Annotated in this window: 17 protein-coding genes, 1 tRNA gene and 1 riboswitch; of the genes, 12 read left to right on the top strand and 6 right to left on the bottom strand. The window is 70.5% G+C overall.

Features of this window, described 5'->3' with window-relative positions:
* Nucleotides 1–66 precede the first annotated feature (66 nt).
* The 4 genes from HB662_RS19740 to HB662_RS19725 form a co-directional block, all read right to left on the bottom strand.
* A tRNA-Pro gene (locus HB662_RS19740) sits at nt 67–140 on the bottom strand.
* Nucleotides 141–181: 41 nt separating this feature from the next.
* Complete coding sequence (locus tag HB662_RS19735; RefSeq protein WP_168051959.1) at nt 182–664, bottom strand: DUF192 domain-containing protein; 483 nt, start codon at nt 662–664, stop codon at nt 182–184.
* Nucleotides 661–1,788: an acetoin utilization protein AcuC gene (locus HB662_RS19730; RefSeq protein WP_168051957.1), complete on the bottom strand. Its 1,128-nt coding sequence runs from the start codon at nt 1,786–1,788 to the stop codon at nt 661–663. Before HB662_RS19730 ends, HB662_RS19735 begins: the two co-directional genes overlap by 4 nt.
* Before the next feature lie 26 nt (nt 1,789–1,814).
* A complete protein-coding gene (locus HB662_RS19725) occupies nt 1,815–2,372 on the bottom strand; it encodes a manganese efflux pump MntP (RefSeq protein WP_168051955.1) in 558 nt (185 codons plus the stop codon).
* 182 nt (nt 2,373–2,554) lie between these two features.
* Nucleotides 2,555–2,662: riboswitch (TPP riboswitch) on the top strand.
* On the opposite strand from HB662_RS19725, the gene HB662_RS19720 reads away from it, so the two are divergent.
* The 5 genes from HB662_RS19720 (at nt 2,653) to HB662_RS19700 (ending at nt 6,643) form a co-directional block, all read left to right on the top strand.
* Nucleotides 2,653–3,399 (top strand): ABC transporter ATP-binding protein, encoded by a 747-nt coding sequence (locus HB662_RS19720; RefSeq protein ID WP_168051953.1) that lies wholly within the window; start codon nt 2,653–2,655, stop codon nt 3,397–3,399. Its footprint overlaps the riboswitch before it by 10 nt.
* Nucleotides 3,396–4,154, top strand: coding sequence for an ABC transporter permease (locus HB662_RS19715; protein ID WP_168051951.1), 759 nt, complete (start codon nt 3,396–3,398; stop codon nt 4,152–4,154). The genes HB662_RS19720 and HB662_RS19715 overlap by 4 nt, the downstream gene beginning before the upstream one ends.
* Nucleotides 4,151–5,113 (top strand): ABC transporter substrate-binding protein, encoded by a 963-nt coding sequence (locus tag HB662_RS19710; protein WP_168051948.1) that lies wholly within the window; start codon nt 4,151–4,153, stop codon nt 5,111–5,113. The genes HB662_RS19715 and HB662_RS19710 overlap by 4 nt, the downstream gene beginning before the upstream one ends.
* A 54-nt stretch (nt 5,114–5,167) precedes the next feature.
* Nucleotides 5,168–5,671, top strand: a complete 504-nt coding sequence (locus HB662_RS19705) for a YaiI/YqxD family protein (RefSeq protein ID WP_168051946.1) — start codon at nt 5,168–5,170, stop codon at nt 5,669–5,671.
* A 36-nt stretch (nt 5,672–5,707) separates the two neighbouring features.
* The gene (locus tag HB662_RS19700) at nt 5,708–6,643 is read left to right on the top strand and encodes an NAD(P)/FAD-dependent oxidoreductase (protein ID WP_168051944.1); all 936 of its coding nucleotides are present in this window, start codon (nt 5,708–5,710) and stop codon (nt 6,641–6,643) included.
* A 42-nt stretch (nt 6,644–6,685) separates the two neighbouring features.
* Here HB662_RS19700 and HB662_RS19695 read toward each other — a convergent pair whose 3' ends face one another.
* Together HB662_RS19695 and phnF are read right to left on the bottom strand one after the other, a co-directional pair.
* Complete coding sequence (locus tag HB662_RS19695; RefSeq protein ID WP_168051942.1) at nt 6,686–7,816, bottom strand: alpha-D-ribose 1-methylphosphonate 5-triphosphate diphosphatase; 1,131 nt, start codon at nt 7,814–7,816, stop codon at nt 6,686–6,688.
* A 26-nt stretch (nt 7,817–7,842) separates the two neighbouring features.
* Nucleotides 7,843–8,607 carry a phosphonate metabolism transcriptional regulator PhnF gene (phnF, locus tag HB662_RS19690; RefSeq protein ID WP_168051940.1) on the bottom strand — a complete coding sequence of 255 codons (765 nt, stop codon included), beginning with the start codon at nt 8,605–8,607 and terminating at the stop codon, nt 7,843–7,845.
* A gap of 127 nt (nt 8,608–8,734) precedes the next feature.
* Here phnF and phnG point away from each other — a divergent pair, with 127 nt between their 5' ends.
* The 7 genes from phnG to HB662_RS19655 are packed head-to-tail and all read left to right on the top strand — an operon-like array spanning nt 8,735 to nt 14,360.
* The gene (phnG, locus tag HB662_RS19685) at nt 8,735–9,202 is read left to right on the top strand and encodes a phosphonate C-P lyase system protein PhnG (protein WP_280865053.1); all 468 of its coding nucleotides are present in this window, start codon (nt 8,735–8,737) and stop codon (nt 9,200–9,202) included.
* Complete coding sequence (gene phnH / locus HB662_RS19680; protein ID WP_168051936.1) at nt 9,199–9,837, top strand: phosphonate C-P lyase system protein PhnH; 639 nt, start codon at nt 9,199–9,201, stop codon at nt 9,835–9,837. Before phnG ends, phnH begins: the two co-directional genes overlap by 4 nt.
* 3 nt (nt 9,838–9,840) lie before the next feature.
* Nucleotides 9,841–10,911 carry a carbon-phosphorus lyase complex subunit PhnI gene (locus tag HB662_RS19675; RefSeq protein WP_168051934.1) on the top strand — a complete coding sequence of 357 codons (1,071 nt, stop codon included), beginning with the start codon at nt 9,841–9,843 and terminating at the stop codon, nt 10,909–10,911.
* Entirely contained in the window at nt 10,908–11,759 is an 852-nt protein-coding gene (locus HB662_RS19670; protein ID WP_168051932.1) for an alpha-D-ribose 1-methylphosphonate 5-phosphate C-P-lyase PhnJ, read from the top strand. Before HB662_RS19675 ends, HB662_RS19670 begins: the two co-directional genes overlap by 4 nt.
* Nucleotides 11,756–12,529 carry a phosphonate C-P lyase system protein PhnK gene (gene phnK / locus HB662_RS19665; RefSeq protein ID WP_168051930.1) on the top strand — a complete coding sequence of 258 codons (774 nt, stop codon included), beginning with the start codon at nt 11,756–11,758 and terminating at the stop codon, nt 12,527–12,529. Before HB662_RS19670 ends, phnK begins: the two co-directional genes overlap by 4 nt.
* Nucleotides 12,526–13,224 (top strand): phosphonate C-P lyase system protein PhnL, encoded by a 699-nt coding sequence (gene phnL / locus HB662_RS19660; RefSeq protein WP_168051928.1) that lies wholly within the window; start codon nt 12,526–12,528, stop codon nt 13,222–13,224. The genes phnK and phnL overlap by 4 nt, the downstream gene beginning before the upstream one ends.
* Nucleotides 13,221–14,360: an alpha-D-ribose 1-methylphosphonate 5-triphosphate diphosphatase gene (locus HB662_RS19655; protein ID WP_168051926.1), complete on the top strand. Its 1,140-nt coding sequence runs from the start codon at nt 13,221–13,223 to the stop codon at nt 14,358–14,360. Before phnL ends, HB662_RS19655 begins: the two co-directional genes overlap by 4 nt.
* The last annotated feature ends 209 nt before the right edge of the window (nt 14,361–14,569 follow it).

The raw sequence follows: 14,569 nt of genomic DNA, 5'->3' as shown, positions 1-14,569 counted from the left end.
GGCATCTTCGCGACCTGCTGCGGCCCCCGGACGGCTCCAGGATTTTCGAATTCAGCGGAACAAGGATCGGGGTGCCCGGAATCGAACCGAGGACCTCCTGTACCCAAAACAGGCGCGCTACCAGGCTGCGCCACACCCCGAATGGCGGATACCTACGGGCCGGGGCGCCGAAGGGCAAGAGTCACGGCGCATTGCCGAAGATGCGGTGCAGCGCGCGGTCGCCGACGCGGATGTCCAGCTTCTCCGTAATGCCGGCCTGCAATTCCAGCGTGGCGCGAACCGGGCCACGGCTGTCGATCGGCGTCAGGCTCTGCGGCACGGTGCGTTCCGCGATGCGGTGGATGCGGCCGTCCGCCGCGATGAACAGCATATCAAGCGAGGCAAGCGTATTCCGCATCCACATGCTGCTCTCGCGCGGCTGGCCCCAGTCGAACAGCATGCCCTCATTCGCGCCGACGGTCGGGCGGAACATCAGGCCGATCATCTGGTGGTCCGGGCTGACCGCCATCTCGACCTGGAAGGTATGGCGGGTGCCGTCGCGGCCGATGATGACCAGCGGCTCCGTCGGCAGCTTCGGCTGGGGGCGGTCCACGCCCGGCTGGGCCCGGGCCTGGGTGGCGGCGAACAGGCCGAGGACGGCGAGCAGGGGGCGGCGTGTGATCATGCGGGCACCTTAGCAGCCTCCGGCAACCCTTCCAGGGTGCGCGCGGCCAGCGCCCGGATTTCCGGCCGCACAGGGCCGGGGCGCGGTGCATCGGCGATGGAGGTGAACCACGCCTCCGGCGGGTTGCGCCCGGCCGCCCGCGTCCAGGCCAGGCCCCGCAGCACGGCCTCGGCGGAGGCGGGAATGCAGGGCGGAATCGGCAGGCGGTTCAGCGTGGCCCAGACGCCGGCCCAGCAGCGCGCCACGGACCAGGGGTTATAGCCGCCGCCGCCAAGCACGATCAGCCGCGGCGCCACACCCATCAGCGCCTGCACCACGCTGCGGTGGGCGGCGTTGGACAGGGCAAGGCGGGAAAGCGGGTCCTCGGCGATCGCATCCGCCCCGCATTGCAGCATCACCGCCTGCGGCCGGCGCTGCCGCAGGATGGGCAGGATGGCGTGGCGCTGGAGAAAATCCATCTCGCTGTCGTTGAAGCCCTCCGGCACCGGCAGGTTGCGGGCGTGGCCCCCTGCCCGGTTCTCCACCGGCCCGGTATTCGGCCAACGCCCGGCCTCGTGCACCGAGACGGTGAAGACGCGCGGATCATCAGCGAAGGCCGCCTCCACGCCATCGCCGTGATGCGCGTCGATATCCAGGTACAGGATGTTGGTCAGGCCCTGGTCGAGCCAGGTCATCAGTCCCAGCACCGCGTCGTTCAGGTAGCAGAAGCCGCTGGCACGGTCCGGCTGGCCGTGATGCGTGCCGCCGCCCGGCACATGCACCACACCGCCCTCCGCCGTCAGCCGCGCCGCCAGCATCACGCCGCCGGCGCCGGTGGCGGGTCGGGAGAAGACCTCGCGATACACCGGGTTGCCATCCGCGCCGATGCGGTGGCGTTCGCGATGCGCCGGGTCCACCGCCTGGGACGCCTCCGCCTGCATCAGCGCCGTCACATAGTCGGACGTATGGAAGCGGGTGAGCTGTTCCGGCGTGGCGCGCGGGCTGTCCACATACTGGCCCGGCGCCACCCATCCCATGGCGTGCACCAGGTCCAGCATGGTGGAGACGCGCGGAATCGCCAGCGGGTGCTTCGGCCCATAGGTGGAGCCGCGGTAGATTTCGGAACCGATCAGGAGGGGTCGCATGCCCCGCCAACATGGGGCCGCCCGGCTTATCCGGCCAGATGCTCCAGCAGGATGGAGGTGCCGAGCGCGATCAGCGCCAGCCCGGCCAGCGCCTCCGCCCCCCGCCCGAATCGGCTGCCGAGTAGCCGCCCGGCCATCATCCCGCCGGTCGCCATGATGAAGGTGGCCAGGCCGATGGCTGGCGCCACCACCCAGATATCCACCTCCAGCACCGCCAGCGACACGCCCACCGCCATCGCGTCGATGCTGGTGCCGATGGCGACCGCCACCAGCATCCAGACGGAGCGGCTGCGCGGCGGCGCATCCGGCGCGCGGCGCAGCGCCGCATAGAGGCAATGCAGCCCGACCAGGCCAAGCAGGGTGAAGGCCACCCAATGGTCGACGGCCGCGATCTGCCCCGCCGCCAGGATGCCGAGGCACCAGCCGAGCACCGGGGTCGCCATCTCCACCGCGCCGAACACCGCCCCGGTCCGCAGCGCATCGCCCATGCGGACGCGCTGTCCGGTGGCACCCCGGCTGAGGGCGGCCGCGAAAGCATCCACGGACATGCCGAGGGCGAGGACGGTGATGGCGACAGGTGACATGCCGGGTTCCTACGCCCCCGGGACGCGTCGCGTCAAATTTTTTCTTTTGAAAACAGACACTTGTAGTGCAAACCCGCTTATGTTCCGCAGGCTACACAAGCGGGAGGAGGACACGTTTCCGGGTCGCGGGCTGCAACCCCGGCGGGGGCTTGTCAGGCTCCGGGCGGCACCGCATACATCCAACCGTCATCGGGGGGAGCCCATAGGGGGCTGAGAGGCGGGGCAGTCCCCGCGACCCCACGAACCTGATCCGGGTCATGCCGGCGAAGGGAACGGTGTCTTGCCCAGCCTCACTACGCCCGGATTCCGTATCGTCTTGCCGCGTGGCCTGTCCCTTGGGGGGCAGCCGGTGCTGGGGGCGCTTGACCTGGCCGTGCCTGGCGGGCGCACGACGGCGCTGCTCGGGCCATCGGGCTCCGGCAAATCCACCCTGCTGCGGCTGGTCGCCGGGCTGCTGCCGGTGCCGGCGGGCGGTTCGGTGCAGGCGGAGGATGGCGCGGCGCTGGCCGGGCGGGTCGCCTACATGGCGCAGCAGGACCTGCTGGCGCCCTGGCGGGACGTGCTCGGCAACATCACCCTGGGCGCGCATCTACGCGGCGAGGCGCCGGATCTGGCGCGGGCGCGGGCCATGCTGGCCGAGGTCGGGCTGGTGCCGGCCGATCAGGGCAAGAGCCCGGCGCAGCTTTCCGGCGGCATGCGCCAGCGCGTGGCGCTGGCCCGCACGCTGATGGAAGACCGCCCTCTGGTGCTGATGGACGAGCCCTTCAGCGCCGTGGATGCCCCGACGCGCCACCGCATGCAGTCCCTATCCGCCCGCCTTCTGGCCGGCCGCACCGTGCTGCTGGTGACACATGACCCGCTGGAGGCGCTGCGCCTGGCGGACCAGATCTTCGTGCTGACCGGCGCCCCCGCCGTGCCGGTGGCGGTGCCCGTCCCTACCGGCGCCCCCCCTCGCCCAGCCGGCGATCCGGCGCTGCTGGAGGCCCAGGCCGCGCTGCTCGAACGCCTGGCGGAGGCAGTGGCATGATCCGCGGGTTTCTCGCTGCCCTCGGCCTGGTGCTGCTGTGGCAGGGCTTAGTCTGGCTGACCGAAGTGCCGCCCTTCCTGCTGCCGGCGCCGAGCCGCGTTGCGCTTGCCCTGGCGGATCGCTGGGAGAGCATCTTCCACCACGCGCTGATCACGGCCTCCGAGATCCTGCTCGGCCTGGCGCTGGGTTCGCTGCTCGGCGTCGCCACCGCGCTGGTGCTGGTGGCGTGGCGGGAGGGGCGGCGCTGGCTGTTGCCGCTGCTGCTGATCAGCCAGGCCATCCCGGTCTTCGCCATCGCGCCGCTGCTGACGCTGTGGCTGGGCTTCGGCATCGCCAGCAAGGTGGCGATGGCCACCCTCATCATCTTCTTCCCCGTCGCCACCGCCTTCTATGACGGGCTGCGGCGGACGGAGCCGGGGATGCTCGACCTGGCAGCCACCATGGGCGCCGGCCGCCTGTCCCTGCTGTGGCGGGTGCGGGTGCCGGCGGCGCTGCCCTCCCTGGCCTCCGGCCTTCGGGTCGCGGCGGCCGTCGCACCGATCGGCGCGGTGGTCGGCGAATGGGTCGGGGCCTCGGCGGGGCTTGGCTACCTGATGCTGCACGCCAATGGGCGCAGCCAGACGGATGTGATGTTCGCCGCGCTGTTCGTGCTGATGCTGATGGCCCTGGCCCTGTGGTTCGCCACCGACTGGCTGCTGCGAAGGGCGATCCCCTGGCAGCCCGATTCCCTTCTCACCGAAAAGGTCACGACATGAAGCGCATCCTGGCCCTTCTGGCCCTGCTGCTGTTCGCCACGCCGCTGCACGCGCAGCCGGCGCCGGCCCCGCTGACGGTGCTGCTGGACTGGTTCATCAACCCGGACCACGCGCCCATCATCATCGCACAGGAGCGCGGCGACTTTGCCCGCGCCGGCCTCGATGTGCGGATCGTCGCGCCGGCCGATCCGAACGACCCGCCGCGGCTGGTTGGCGCGCGGCGGGCCGATATCGGCGTGTTCTACCAGAAGAACCTGTACCTGGCGGTGGAACAGGGACTGCCGCTGATCCGCGTCGGCACGCTGGTCGCCACGCCGCTGTCGACGCTGACCGTGCTGCGGGACGGCCCGGTGCGCAGCCTGGCGGACCTCCGCGGCAAGCGCGTGGGGTATTCCGTGGCCGGGTTCGAGGAAGTGACCATGGGCGCGATGCTGGAAAGCGTCGGCCTCGGCCTGTCCGACATCCGCCTGGTGAACGTGAATTTCGGCCTGTCCTCGGCGCTGATGTCGGGCCAGGTGGACGCCATCCTCGGCGGCTTCCGCAATTTCGAGCTGCATCAGCTCGACCTGGAGAATCGCCCCGGCCGCGCCTTCTTCCCCGAGCAATACGGCATGCCGGCCTATGACGAGCTGATCTACATCGCCCATCGCGACCGCGCGCAGGACCCGCTGCTGCGCCGCTTTATCGATGCGACGGAGGCTGCGACCCACTTCCTGGTGAACAACCCGGAGGAATCCTGGCGCATGTTCATCGCCGGTCCCCGCCGGGAGCTGGACAACGAGCTGAACCGCCGCGCCTTCGCCAGCACCGCGAACCGCTTCTCGCTGAGCCCCGGCGCGCTGGACCGCAACCGCTATGACCGTTTCGCCCGCTTCCTGGTGGAGCGCCGCATGATCCGCAGCGTGCCGCCGATCGAGAGCTATGCGGTGGAGCTGCCGCCCGCTACGCAGGGGCGATGAGCCCATCGATGACCGAAGGGCGCAAGCGTAGCCGAGCACCGGAGGTCTGAATCGATGGGACAAGGCGAACCACGCTTCCTCGTCGATGCCGATGCCTGCCCGGTGCGCGAAGAGATCCTCCGCGTCGCCGGCCGGCTGGGCCTCGAGACCATCTTCATCTCCAACGGGTCCCGCCCCATCCGCCCGCCGGGCGGCCGCACACGGATCGTCATCGTCACCGATGGCGCGGACAAGGCGGATGACTGGATCGCCGATGCCGCGACGCCCACGGATATCTGCATGACAGCGGATATCCCGCTGGCCGCGCGCTGCCTGGCCAAGGGCGCCTTCGCGCTGAACTTCAAGGGCCACCCCTGGACCGAGAACAACATCGGCAGCGCGCTCGCCGGCCGCGCCATGTCGCAGCATCTGCGGGAGCTGGGCATGGGCGGCGGCCCGCCACCGATGGCGGGTGCCGACAAGTCGCGGTTTCTCAACGCGCTGGATGCGATGGCGCAGGCGGCGATCAGGCGGGCACAGGCGGCGCCGCCGATCCGGACGGCCGATCCACCTGCGTAACCAGCACGGATGCGGCCGGCCCGCGTTGCAGGGGGCATGCCCGAAAACCTGCAGGATTGCCTGATCATTGGTGCCGGCCCCGCGGGGATGACGGCCGCGCTTTACCTCGCGCGCTTCAAGCGCCGCGTGCTGCTGGTGGATGCCGGCGCGCCGCGCGCGGCCTGGATCCCCACCAGCCACAACATTCCCTTCTTCGCCGAGGGCATCGGCGGGCCCGACCTGCTGGCACGCCAGCGCGAGCATCTGGCCCGCTACGGCATCGCCATCCGGCAGGGGGAGGTCACCGCCCTGCACCGCACGCCCACCGGCTTCACCGCCCGGATCGAGGGCGCGGAAGCCTCGGGCGAGGTCGTCGCCCGCCGCGTGCTGCTGGCGACCGGCGCGGTGGATGTGGAGCCGGAACTGCCCGACCTGCCGGATGCGGTACGCCGCGGCCTGGTGCGCTACTGCCCGATCTGCGACGGCTACGAGGCGCGCGACCGCAGCATCGCCGTCATCGGCCATGGCGCACATGGCCTGGGCGAGGCCGCCTTCATCGCACGTACCTATTCGGACCGCGTCACCCTGCTCACCCTCGGCAAGCCTCTCGCCCTGGATGAGCAGCAGCGCGCGCTCGCGGCCCGGCTCGACATCCGTCTCGTGGCGGATCCGATCACCGGCCTCGACATCGCCAATGGGCGGGTCGCGGTGCTGCGCGGTGGCGGGCAGGAGCATCGGTTCGACGTGCTCTATTCCGCGCTAGGCCTGCACTACCGCTCCGGCCTCGGCCGTGCCCTGGGCGCCGAGCATGACGAGAAGGGGGCGCTGGTCGTGGACGCGCACAACCAGACCAGCGTGAAGGGCCTCTACGCCGCCGGGGACATCGTGCGCGGGCTCGACCAGATCGTCATTGCCATGGGCCACGCCGCGGTGGCGGCGACGCATATCCACAACCGCTGCGAATTGCCCACCGAGGATGAGGAGGGAGGCTGAAGCTGCCCGAGGCGGAGGACACCGCCGGCCGGCAAGCGCCGGTCAGCCCACCCTCCCCGCCGCCTCCGCCGCCAGCCAGGCCAGCCTGCCCTGGCAGAAGGTTGCCAGCGGCGCGCGCCGTGCCGGGTCCACCACCACCACATCGCCGCGCAGTCCCGGCGCGATGCGGCCCCGATCGGCCAGCCCCGCGGCCTCCGCCGGGTTCGCGGAAACCAGAGCCCAGGCGGCTGGCAGATCCAGCACGCCGCGGCCGGCCATGACGAAGGCCGCCTCCAGCATCGCCGGCCAGTAGTAGTCGGAGGCCAGGATGGTCACGAGGCCCTGTTCCGCCATCGGCGCGGCGCTGCCCCAGCCCATGTGGCTGCCGCCGCGCACTACATTCGGCGCGCCCATCACCACATGCTCGCCCGCATCCCGCGCCGCCTGGGCCACGGCTTCCGACATCGGAAACTCGCACACCTGCGCGCCGAGGCCGCGGAAATGCGCGCGGGCCTCGGGCGTGGCGTCGTCATGGCTCAGCATGGGGATGCCGGCATCCCGCGCCGCGGCGGCGAGCCGCGCATGCGCGGCGGGCACCTCCGCGCGACGCGCCAGGGCGGCCTCCGCCAGCCGGGCGAATTCAAGGACCGGCACGCCGCCACGCTGGGCATAGGCGGCCGCCTTCGCCACATCCGGCAGGCGCTTCACGATGCTCGGGGTGTGGTCGTTGAAGGCCAGCAGCGCGACGCGGCCGGCTGCCATGTCGGCCAGCAATTCCTCCACCACGTCCAGGTTGTCCGCCTCATACCGGCAATGGATGCGGATGTCGCAGCCGCCCAGCGGGCACAGCGCCTCCACCGCCGCCAGCGTGGCCCGCCAGGCGGCGATGCCGCGCAGGCCGGGTTCCCAGGACAGGGTCACGCCGAGGCAGGCGGTGGTGATGCCGGCGGCCAGCAGCTGCGCCGCCGAATCGCGCATGCCGAGGCCATGCGGGAAGCCGATGCCCGGGCGCGGCTGCATCTGTCGCTCATGCGCATCGCCATGGATATCCACCAGGCCGGGCAGCACATACAGCCCGCTGGCGTCGAAGCGCCGGGCCCCCGGCGGGGCGACCGCGGCCACCTTGCCATCCGCCAGCGCCACGGCGGCAGGGCGCAGCGCATCATCCAGCAGCGCGTCGCCGCGCTCGATCAACCAAGGCTGAGAACCGGGGGCCAAGTTCAGGACTCCACGACAAGCTGCGCACGGCCGGCGGCGTAGCGGCCGGTGGAGACATCCACCACCTCCCCGGCCGGATCGATATTCACCGCTTCCGTCACCAGCACCGGGCGGTTGCGCGATTGCTGCAGCAGCTCCGCCTCCTCAGGCGTCGGCAGGCGGGCGGTGATGCGGGTAACGCGGCGGCGGTAATCCGGCACGCCGCAGGCGGTCAGCGCCGCGGTGATGGAGGGATCGGCTCTCAGCAGATCGGGCAGCCGGCCGAATCGCGTCGCCGGGAAATGGTGCGTGCCGAGCACCAGAGGCCTGCCATCGGCCAGCGACAGCCGCTCCACCACGATCACCGGCCGGCCACGGCGGATGCCGAGTTGTTCGGCAAGCCCCGTTTCCGCCGCCATCTCCGACACCCGCAGGATGCGCCCGCCCGGTTCCCGGTTCTGCCGGCGGATGATCTCGGAGAAGCGGGTGCGCGGGCCGAGGCTGTAATCCACCACATCCTCGGCCACGAAGCTGCCGCGGCCCTGTTCGATGCGGACCAGGCCGCGGCCTTCCAGCTCCTCCATCGCGCGGCGCACGGTGTGGCGGTTGACGTTGTACTGGCCGGCGAGCTCGGCCTCGGTCGGCAGGCGGCCGCCGGGGGCATGGACGCCGCTGGCAATGTCGCGTTCCAGCCGCTGCGCGATCTGCCGCCACAACGCCACGCCCTGGCCGCGCGCCAGCAGGCCGCCGGCGGGCAGCGCCTCGGGTCCGTTCGGGTCATCCGTCATGAATAGGGAAGGCCCCTTGCTGTCCGGTTCGTCATCGAAAGTTCAAACCCCTCCCGGTCGCCTTATGCGAGTTTTGCTTGACCTTATCGGGGCGGATGACTAGTTGTCTATACAAATCGAGCACCCCATGAGCAAAGCACAGACAACCCCCCTCCCTGATCCTCCCGCACGACGCCGCTGGATGTCCATCCTGGCGCGGGCCGAAGCCGCCGAGATTGCCGCGCGGCTGGATCCGCTGCCCGGCCTGCCGGCGCATAAGCGCCTGCGCGGGCCGGAGACCGGGCTGGTGATGGTGCGCGGCCGCACCGGCGGGGATGGCGCACCCTTCAACCTCGGCGAGATGACCGTCACCCGCTGCGCCGTGCGCCTGGCGGATGGCACCGTCGGCCATGGCTATGTCGCCGGCCGCGATGCGCGCCAGGCGGAACTTGCCGCGCTGCTCGATGCGCTGATGCAGGACCCGGAGCGCCGCCCGGGGCTGGAGGCGGCGGTGATCGGCCCGCTGGAACGCGCCCAGGCCGATCGGCGGGCGAGCCAGGCCCGAAAGGCGGCAGCAACGCGCGTGGAGTTCTTCACCATGACCCAGATGCGATGAGCACGAACGCCCCCGGCGCCTCCGGCACCATATTCTCCGGTGCCTCCGGCACCACATTCCCCGGCGCCTCCGGCACCACATTCCCCGGCTTCGCCGACCCTGTGCTGGACGCCCAGGCCGGCTTCCGTGCGGTGCTGCAGGCGATGAGCCGCCCCGGCCAGGTGCAGCGCGTGCCGCTTCTGCCGGAACTGCCGCCCGGCCTGTCCGCCGCCGCCGCCGCCGTGCTGCTGACCCTGGTGGATGCCGAGACGCGGATCCGCCTCGCCGCCGGCCCGGAGGCGGAAGCCTGGGTGCGCTTCCATTGCGGCGCGCCGCAGGTGGCCGCCGGCGCGGCGCAATTCGTGCTGGACCCTGCGGCAGGGCTGCTGGCGCTGGACCCCGGGACGGAGGAGGAGCCGGAGCGTGGCGCCACGCTGATCCTGGACGTGACGGCGCTGGAGGAAGGCGCCGGCTGGCGCCTGACCGGCCCGGGCATTCGCGAATCGCACCGCCTGAAGGTCACCGGCGCGCCGGCGGGGTTCCTGGCCGATTGGGCGACGAACCGCGCGCGGACGCCCTGCGGGGTGGATGTGATTCTCTGCGCCGGGGATGCCATCGCCGCCCTGCCGCGCAGCGTCGCGATCGAGGAAGGCTGAGCCATGTATGTCGCGACCAAGGGCGGTGAGCGCGCGATCGGCGCCGCCCATGCCTGGCTGGACGAGACCGGCCGCGGCGACCCGGCCCTGCCGGAACTGACCGCGGACCAGGTGCAGGCGCAGCTTGGGCTCGCCGTGGACCGGGTGATGGCGGAAGGCTCCTGCCACGACCGCGGCTTGGCCGCGCTGGCGGTGAAGCAGTCCCGTGGCGACCTGATCGAGGCCGCCTTCCTGCTGCGCGCCTATCGCACCACCCTGCCCCGCTTCGGCGCCAGCGCCCCGCTGGATACCAACGCCATGGCGATCCAGCGCCGCATCAGCGCCACCTACAAGGACCTGCCGGGCGGCCAGGTGCTGGGCCCGACCTTCGACTACACCCACCGCCTGCTCGATTTTCGCCTGGCTGCCGCGGGCCAGTTGCCCAGCGGGGCGCCTGAAGCGGAAGCGAACAATGAGCCCACCCCGCGCGTGACGGAAATGCTGGCCCGCGAGGGGCTGATGCAGCGGGAAGCGGAAAGTGAGGCGGAGCCGGGCGACCTCACCCGGGAACCGCTCTCCTTCCCCGCCGACCGTGCGCTGCGCCTGCAGGCGCTGGCGCGGGGCGATGAGGGTTTTCTGCTGTCGCTCGGCTATTCGACGCAGCGCGGCTATGGCGGCAACCACCCCTTCGTCGGCGAGATCCGCATGGGCGAGGTGGCGGTGGGCTTCACACCGCCGGAGCTGGGCTTCGAGATCGACCTCGGCGACATCACCGTCACCGAATGCCAGATGGTGAACCAGTTCAAGGGCAGCCGGACGGAGCCGCCGCAATTCACCCGCGGCTATGGCCTGGTCTTCGGCCATGGCGAGCGCAAGGCGATGTCCATGGCGCTGGTCGATCGCGCGCTGCGCGCATCCGAACTGGGTGAAGCGGCGGAGGCGCCGGCGCAGCAGCAGGAATTCGTGCTGTCGCATTGCGACAATGTCGAAGCCACCGGCTTCGTCGAGCATCTGAAGCTGCCGCACTACGTCGATTTCCAGTCGGAACTGGAGAATGTCCGCACCATGAGGGCCAGCGTGGAGGCGGCGAAGTGACGCACGATCCCGGCTACAACTTCGCCTATCTGGATGAGAGCACGAAGCGGATGATCCGCCGGGCCATCCTCAAGGCGGTCGCCATCCCCGGCCACCAGGTGCCCTTCGGATCGCGCGAGATGCCGCTGCCCTATGGCTGGGGCACGGGCGGCATCCAGGTGACGGCGGCGGTGCTTGGACCGGCCGATGTGCTGAAGGTGATCGACCAGGGCAGCGACGACACCACCAATGCGGTGTCCATCCGCGCCTTCTTCCGCCGCACCGCCGGGATCGCGACCACCGAAAGCACGGAAGCCGCCACCATCATCCAGACCCGCCACCGCATCCCGGAACGCAAGCTGCGGGAGGACCAGATCCTGGTCTATCAGGTGCCGATCCCGGAACCGCTCGGAAGGCTGGAGCCGCGCATCGCGGAGACGCGGCGGATGCATGCCATGGCCGATTACGGGCTGATGCATGTGAAGCTGTACGAGGACATCGCCCGCCACGGCCATATCGCAACCAGCTACAGCTACCCGGTGATGGTGAATGGCCGTTACCTGATGTCGCCGTCCCCCATTCCCGCCTTCGATAATCCGAAGATGGACCAGATGCCGGCGCTACAGCTGTTCGGCGCGGGGCGGGAGAAGCGGATCTATGCCGTGCCGCCCTATACGTCGGTGAAAAGCCTGGATTTCGACGACCACCCCTTCCGGCCGATCCGCGCGCCGCATGTCTGCGAGTTGTGCGGGTCGGGCGATACGTATCTGGACGAGGTGCTGACGGATGATGTCGGCGGGCGGATCTTCGTGTGTTCGGACACGGATTTCTGCAGCGAGCGGCAGGCGATGAAGGAAGCGGCGGAATGAACGAGCGCTCCTCGAAGACCCCCCTCCTCACCGCCCGCGACCTCACCCTCCGCTTCGGCCGCATCGCCGCGCTGGATGGCGTGGATCTCGATATCCACCCCGGCGAGGTCGTCGCCATCGTCGGTGAATCCGGCAGCGGCAAGACCACGCTGCTGCGCGTGCTGTCCGGCCTGATGCGCCCGGATGCCGGGGAGGTCTCCTATCTCGGCCAGGACGTGCTCGGCATGAGCGAGGCCGCGCGCCGTCGCCTGATGCGCACGGAATGGGGCTTCGTGCATCAGAACCCGCGCGATGGCCTCCGCATGGCGGTCTCGGCCGGCGGCAATATCGGCGAGCGGCTGATGGCCACCGGCGCCCGCCACTACGGCAATATCCGGGAACAAGCCTCCCACTGGCTGACCCGCGTCGAGATCGACCCGGCGCGCATGGACGAGGTCCCGGCGAAATTCTCGGGCGGCATGCAGCAGCGCCTGCAGATCGCCCGCACGCTGGTGACATTACCAAAACTGGTCTTCATGGATGAGCCGACCGGCGGCCTCGATGTCTCCGTCCAGGCCCGGCTGCTCGACCTGATCCGCGCGCTGGTCGCCGACCTTGGCCTGGCCGTGCTGATCGTGACGCATGACATCGCCGCCGCCCGCCTGCTGGCGCACCGGATGCTGGTGATGCGGCATGGCGTGGTGGTGGAAAGCGGGCTGACCGACCGGGTGCTGGACGACCCGCAGCACCCCTACACGCAACTCCTGGTTTCCTCGGTGCTGGCGGCATGAGCATCTCCCTGGCCACCGAAGGACTGTCCAAGGAATTTCGGCTGCATCTGCAGGGGGATGTCCGCATCCCGGTCCTCGCCGATGTGGATTTCAGCGTCGCGCCGGGCGAGTGCGTGGCGCTGGCCGGTCCTTCGGGCGCCGGCAAATCCACGCTGATGCGTTGCCTCTACGGCAATTACGGCGCCGGTTCGGGCCGCATCCTGATCCGCCATCGCGGCGAACTGGTGGACCTTGCCGCGGCGGACCCCATGCTGGTGCGGGAGATACGGCGGGAGACGCTGGGCTATGTCTCGCAGTTCCTGCGTGTGATCCCCCGCATCGGCGCCCGCGACATCGTGGCGGAGCCGTTGCGCGCCCGTGGCGTTCCGGCCGGGGCGGCGCTGGCCCGTGCCACGGAACTGCTGACCCGCCTGAACCTGCCCGCGCGCCTGCACGACCTGCCGCCGGCCACCTTCTCGGGCGGTGAGCAGCAGCGTATCAACCTGGCGCGTGGCTTTGCCGCGGACTACCCCGTGCTGCTGCTCGATGAGCCCACCGCCAGCCTCGACCCGGTAAACCGCCAGGTGGTCGTCACGCTGATCGCGGAGGCCAAGGCCCGCGGCGCGGCGCTGATCGGCATCTTCCACGACACCCAAATCCGCGACCAGGTGGCTGATCGCCTGTTCGAAGTTTTGCCAATCCAGGACGCCGCATGATTCCCGAAGTCATTCTGACCAACGCGCACCTTGTCCTGGCGGGTGAGGTCCTGCACGGCACGCTGGTGATCCGTGGAGACCGCATTGCGGAGATCCAGCCCGGCCGCAGCCATGCGCCCGGTGCCATCGACCTCGACGGCGACCATTTGATCCCCGGCATCGTCGATGTGCATACGGACAATCTGGAACGCCAGGTGCAGCCCCGCGCCACGGCGCGCTGGCCGTCGCGTTCCGCCATGCTCGCGCATGACAGCCAGACGGCGGCCGCCGGCGTCACCACGGTGCTGGATGCGCTGTGCCTCGGCGATCTCGGCTTCGATGTCGGCCGCACCCAGACCTTCGTGGAGGGCGTGCAGGACCTGGACGCGCTGACCGGGACCGGCCTGCTGAAATCCGACCACTTCCTGCACCTGCGCTGCGAGATCCCCGCCGCCGACATGCGCGAACTGGTGGAAATGGCGGCCGACCACAAGCTGGTCCGCATGGTCAGCTTCATGGACCACTCGCCGGGCGTGGGCCAGTACCGGGACGTGGAACGCTATCGCCAGATGCGCATCCGCAACGGCAAGACGGCGGCGCAGGTGGACCAGCGGATCACCGAATTGCTGGAACAGCGCGCGAAGCTGCTGGAGCCGAACCGCCGCTGGCTGCTGGATCGCATCGCCTACCGCAACCTGCCGCTGGCCAGCCATGACGATGACAGCCCCGAGGGCATCGCCCGCAACGCGGCGGACGGCATCACCATCAGCGAATTCCCGGTGACGCTGGAGGCCGCGCAGGCGGCCAAGAAGCTCGGCGTGCAGGTGATCGCCGGCGCGCCCAACATCATCCGCGGCGGCAGCCACTCGGGCAATGTCGCGGTTTCGGACCTGATGCATGACCAGGCGGTGGATGTGCTGGCCAGTGACTACGTGCCCCCCGCCATGGTGGAGGCCGCCTGGCTCGCCGCCGGCCAGGGCCACACGACGCTGCCGGCCGCGATCGCGATGATCACGGACACCGCCGCGCGGATGGCGGGCTTCACCGATCGCGGCCGCCTGGAAGCCGGGCTGCGCGCCGATCTGGTGCAGATCCGGCCGCATGAGGGACATGCCGTGGTGCGGAAGGTGTGGCGCGCCGGGGAACGCATCGCGTGAGTGGGCTTCTTCTCCCTCCCCCGCATGCTGGGGGTTGCGGCACTGCCGCAACGCCAAAGGCTGGTCGGGGTGGGGGGGGCGTGCCGTTCGGGCGCGGCCTCCCGGCGGGCACTGCGTATCTTACGCCCAGCACCTCGGCTTCTCTCATCCTGCAAAGCCCCCCCCACCCCAACCCTCCCCCCCCTGACGGGTGGAGAGGGAGTCATTTG

This window comes from Falsiroseomonas frigidaquae (assembly GCF_012163145.1).
Taxonomy (GTDB): domain Bacteria; phylum Pseudomonadota; class Alphaproteobacteria; order Acetobacterales; family Acetobacteraceae; genus Falsiroseomonas; species Falsiroseomonas frigidaquae.
Note: the sequence above shows the minus strand (reverse complement) of the source record. Positions and strands in the feature narration are given on the sequence as shown.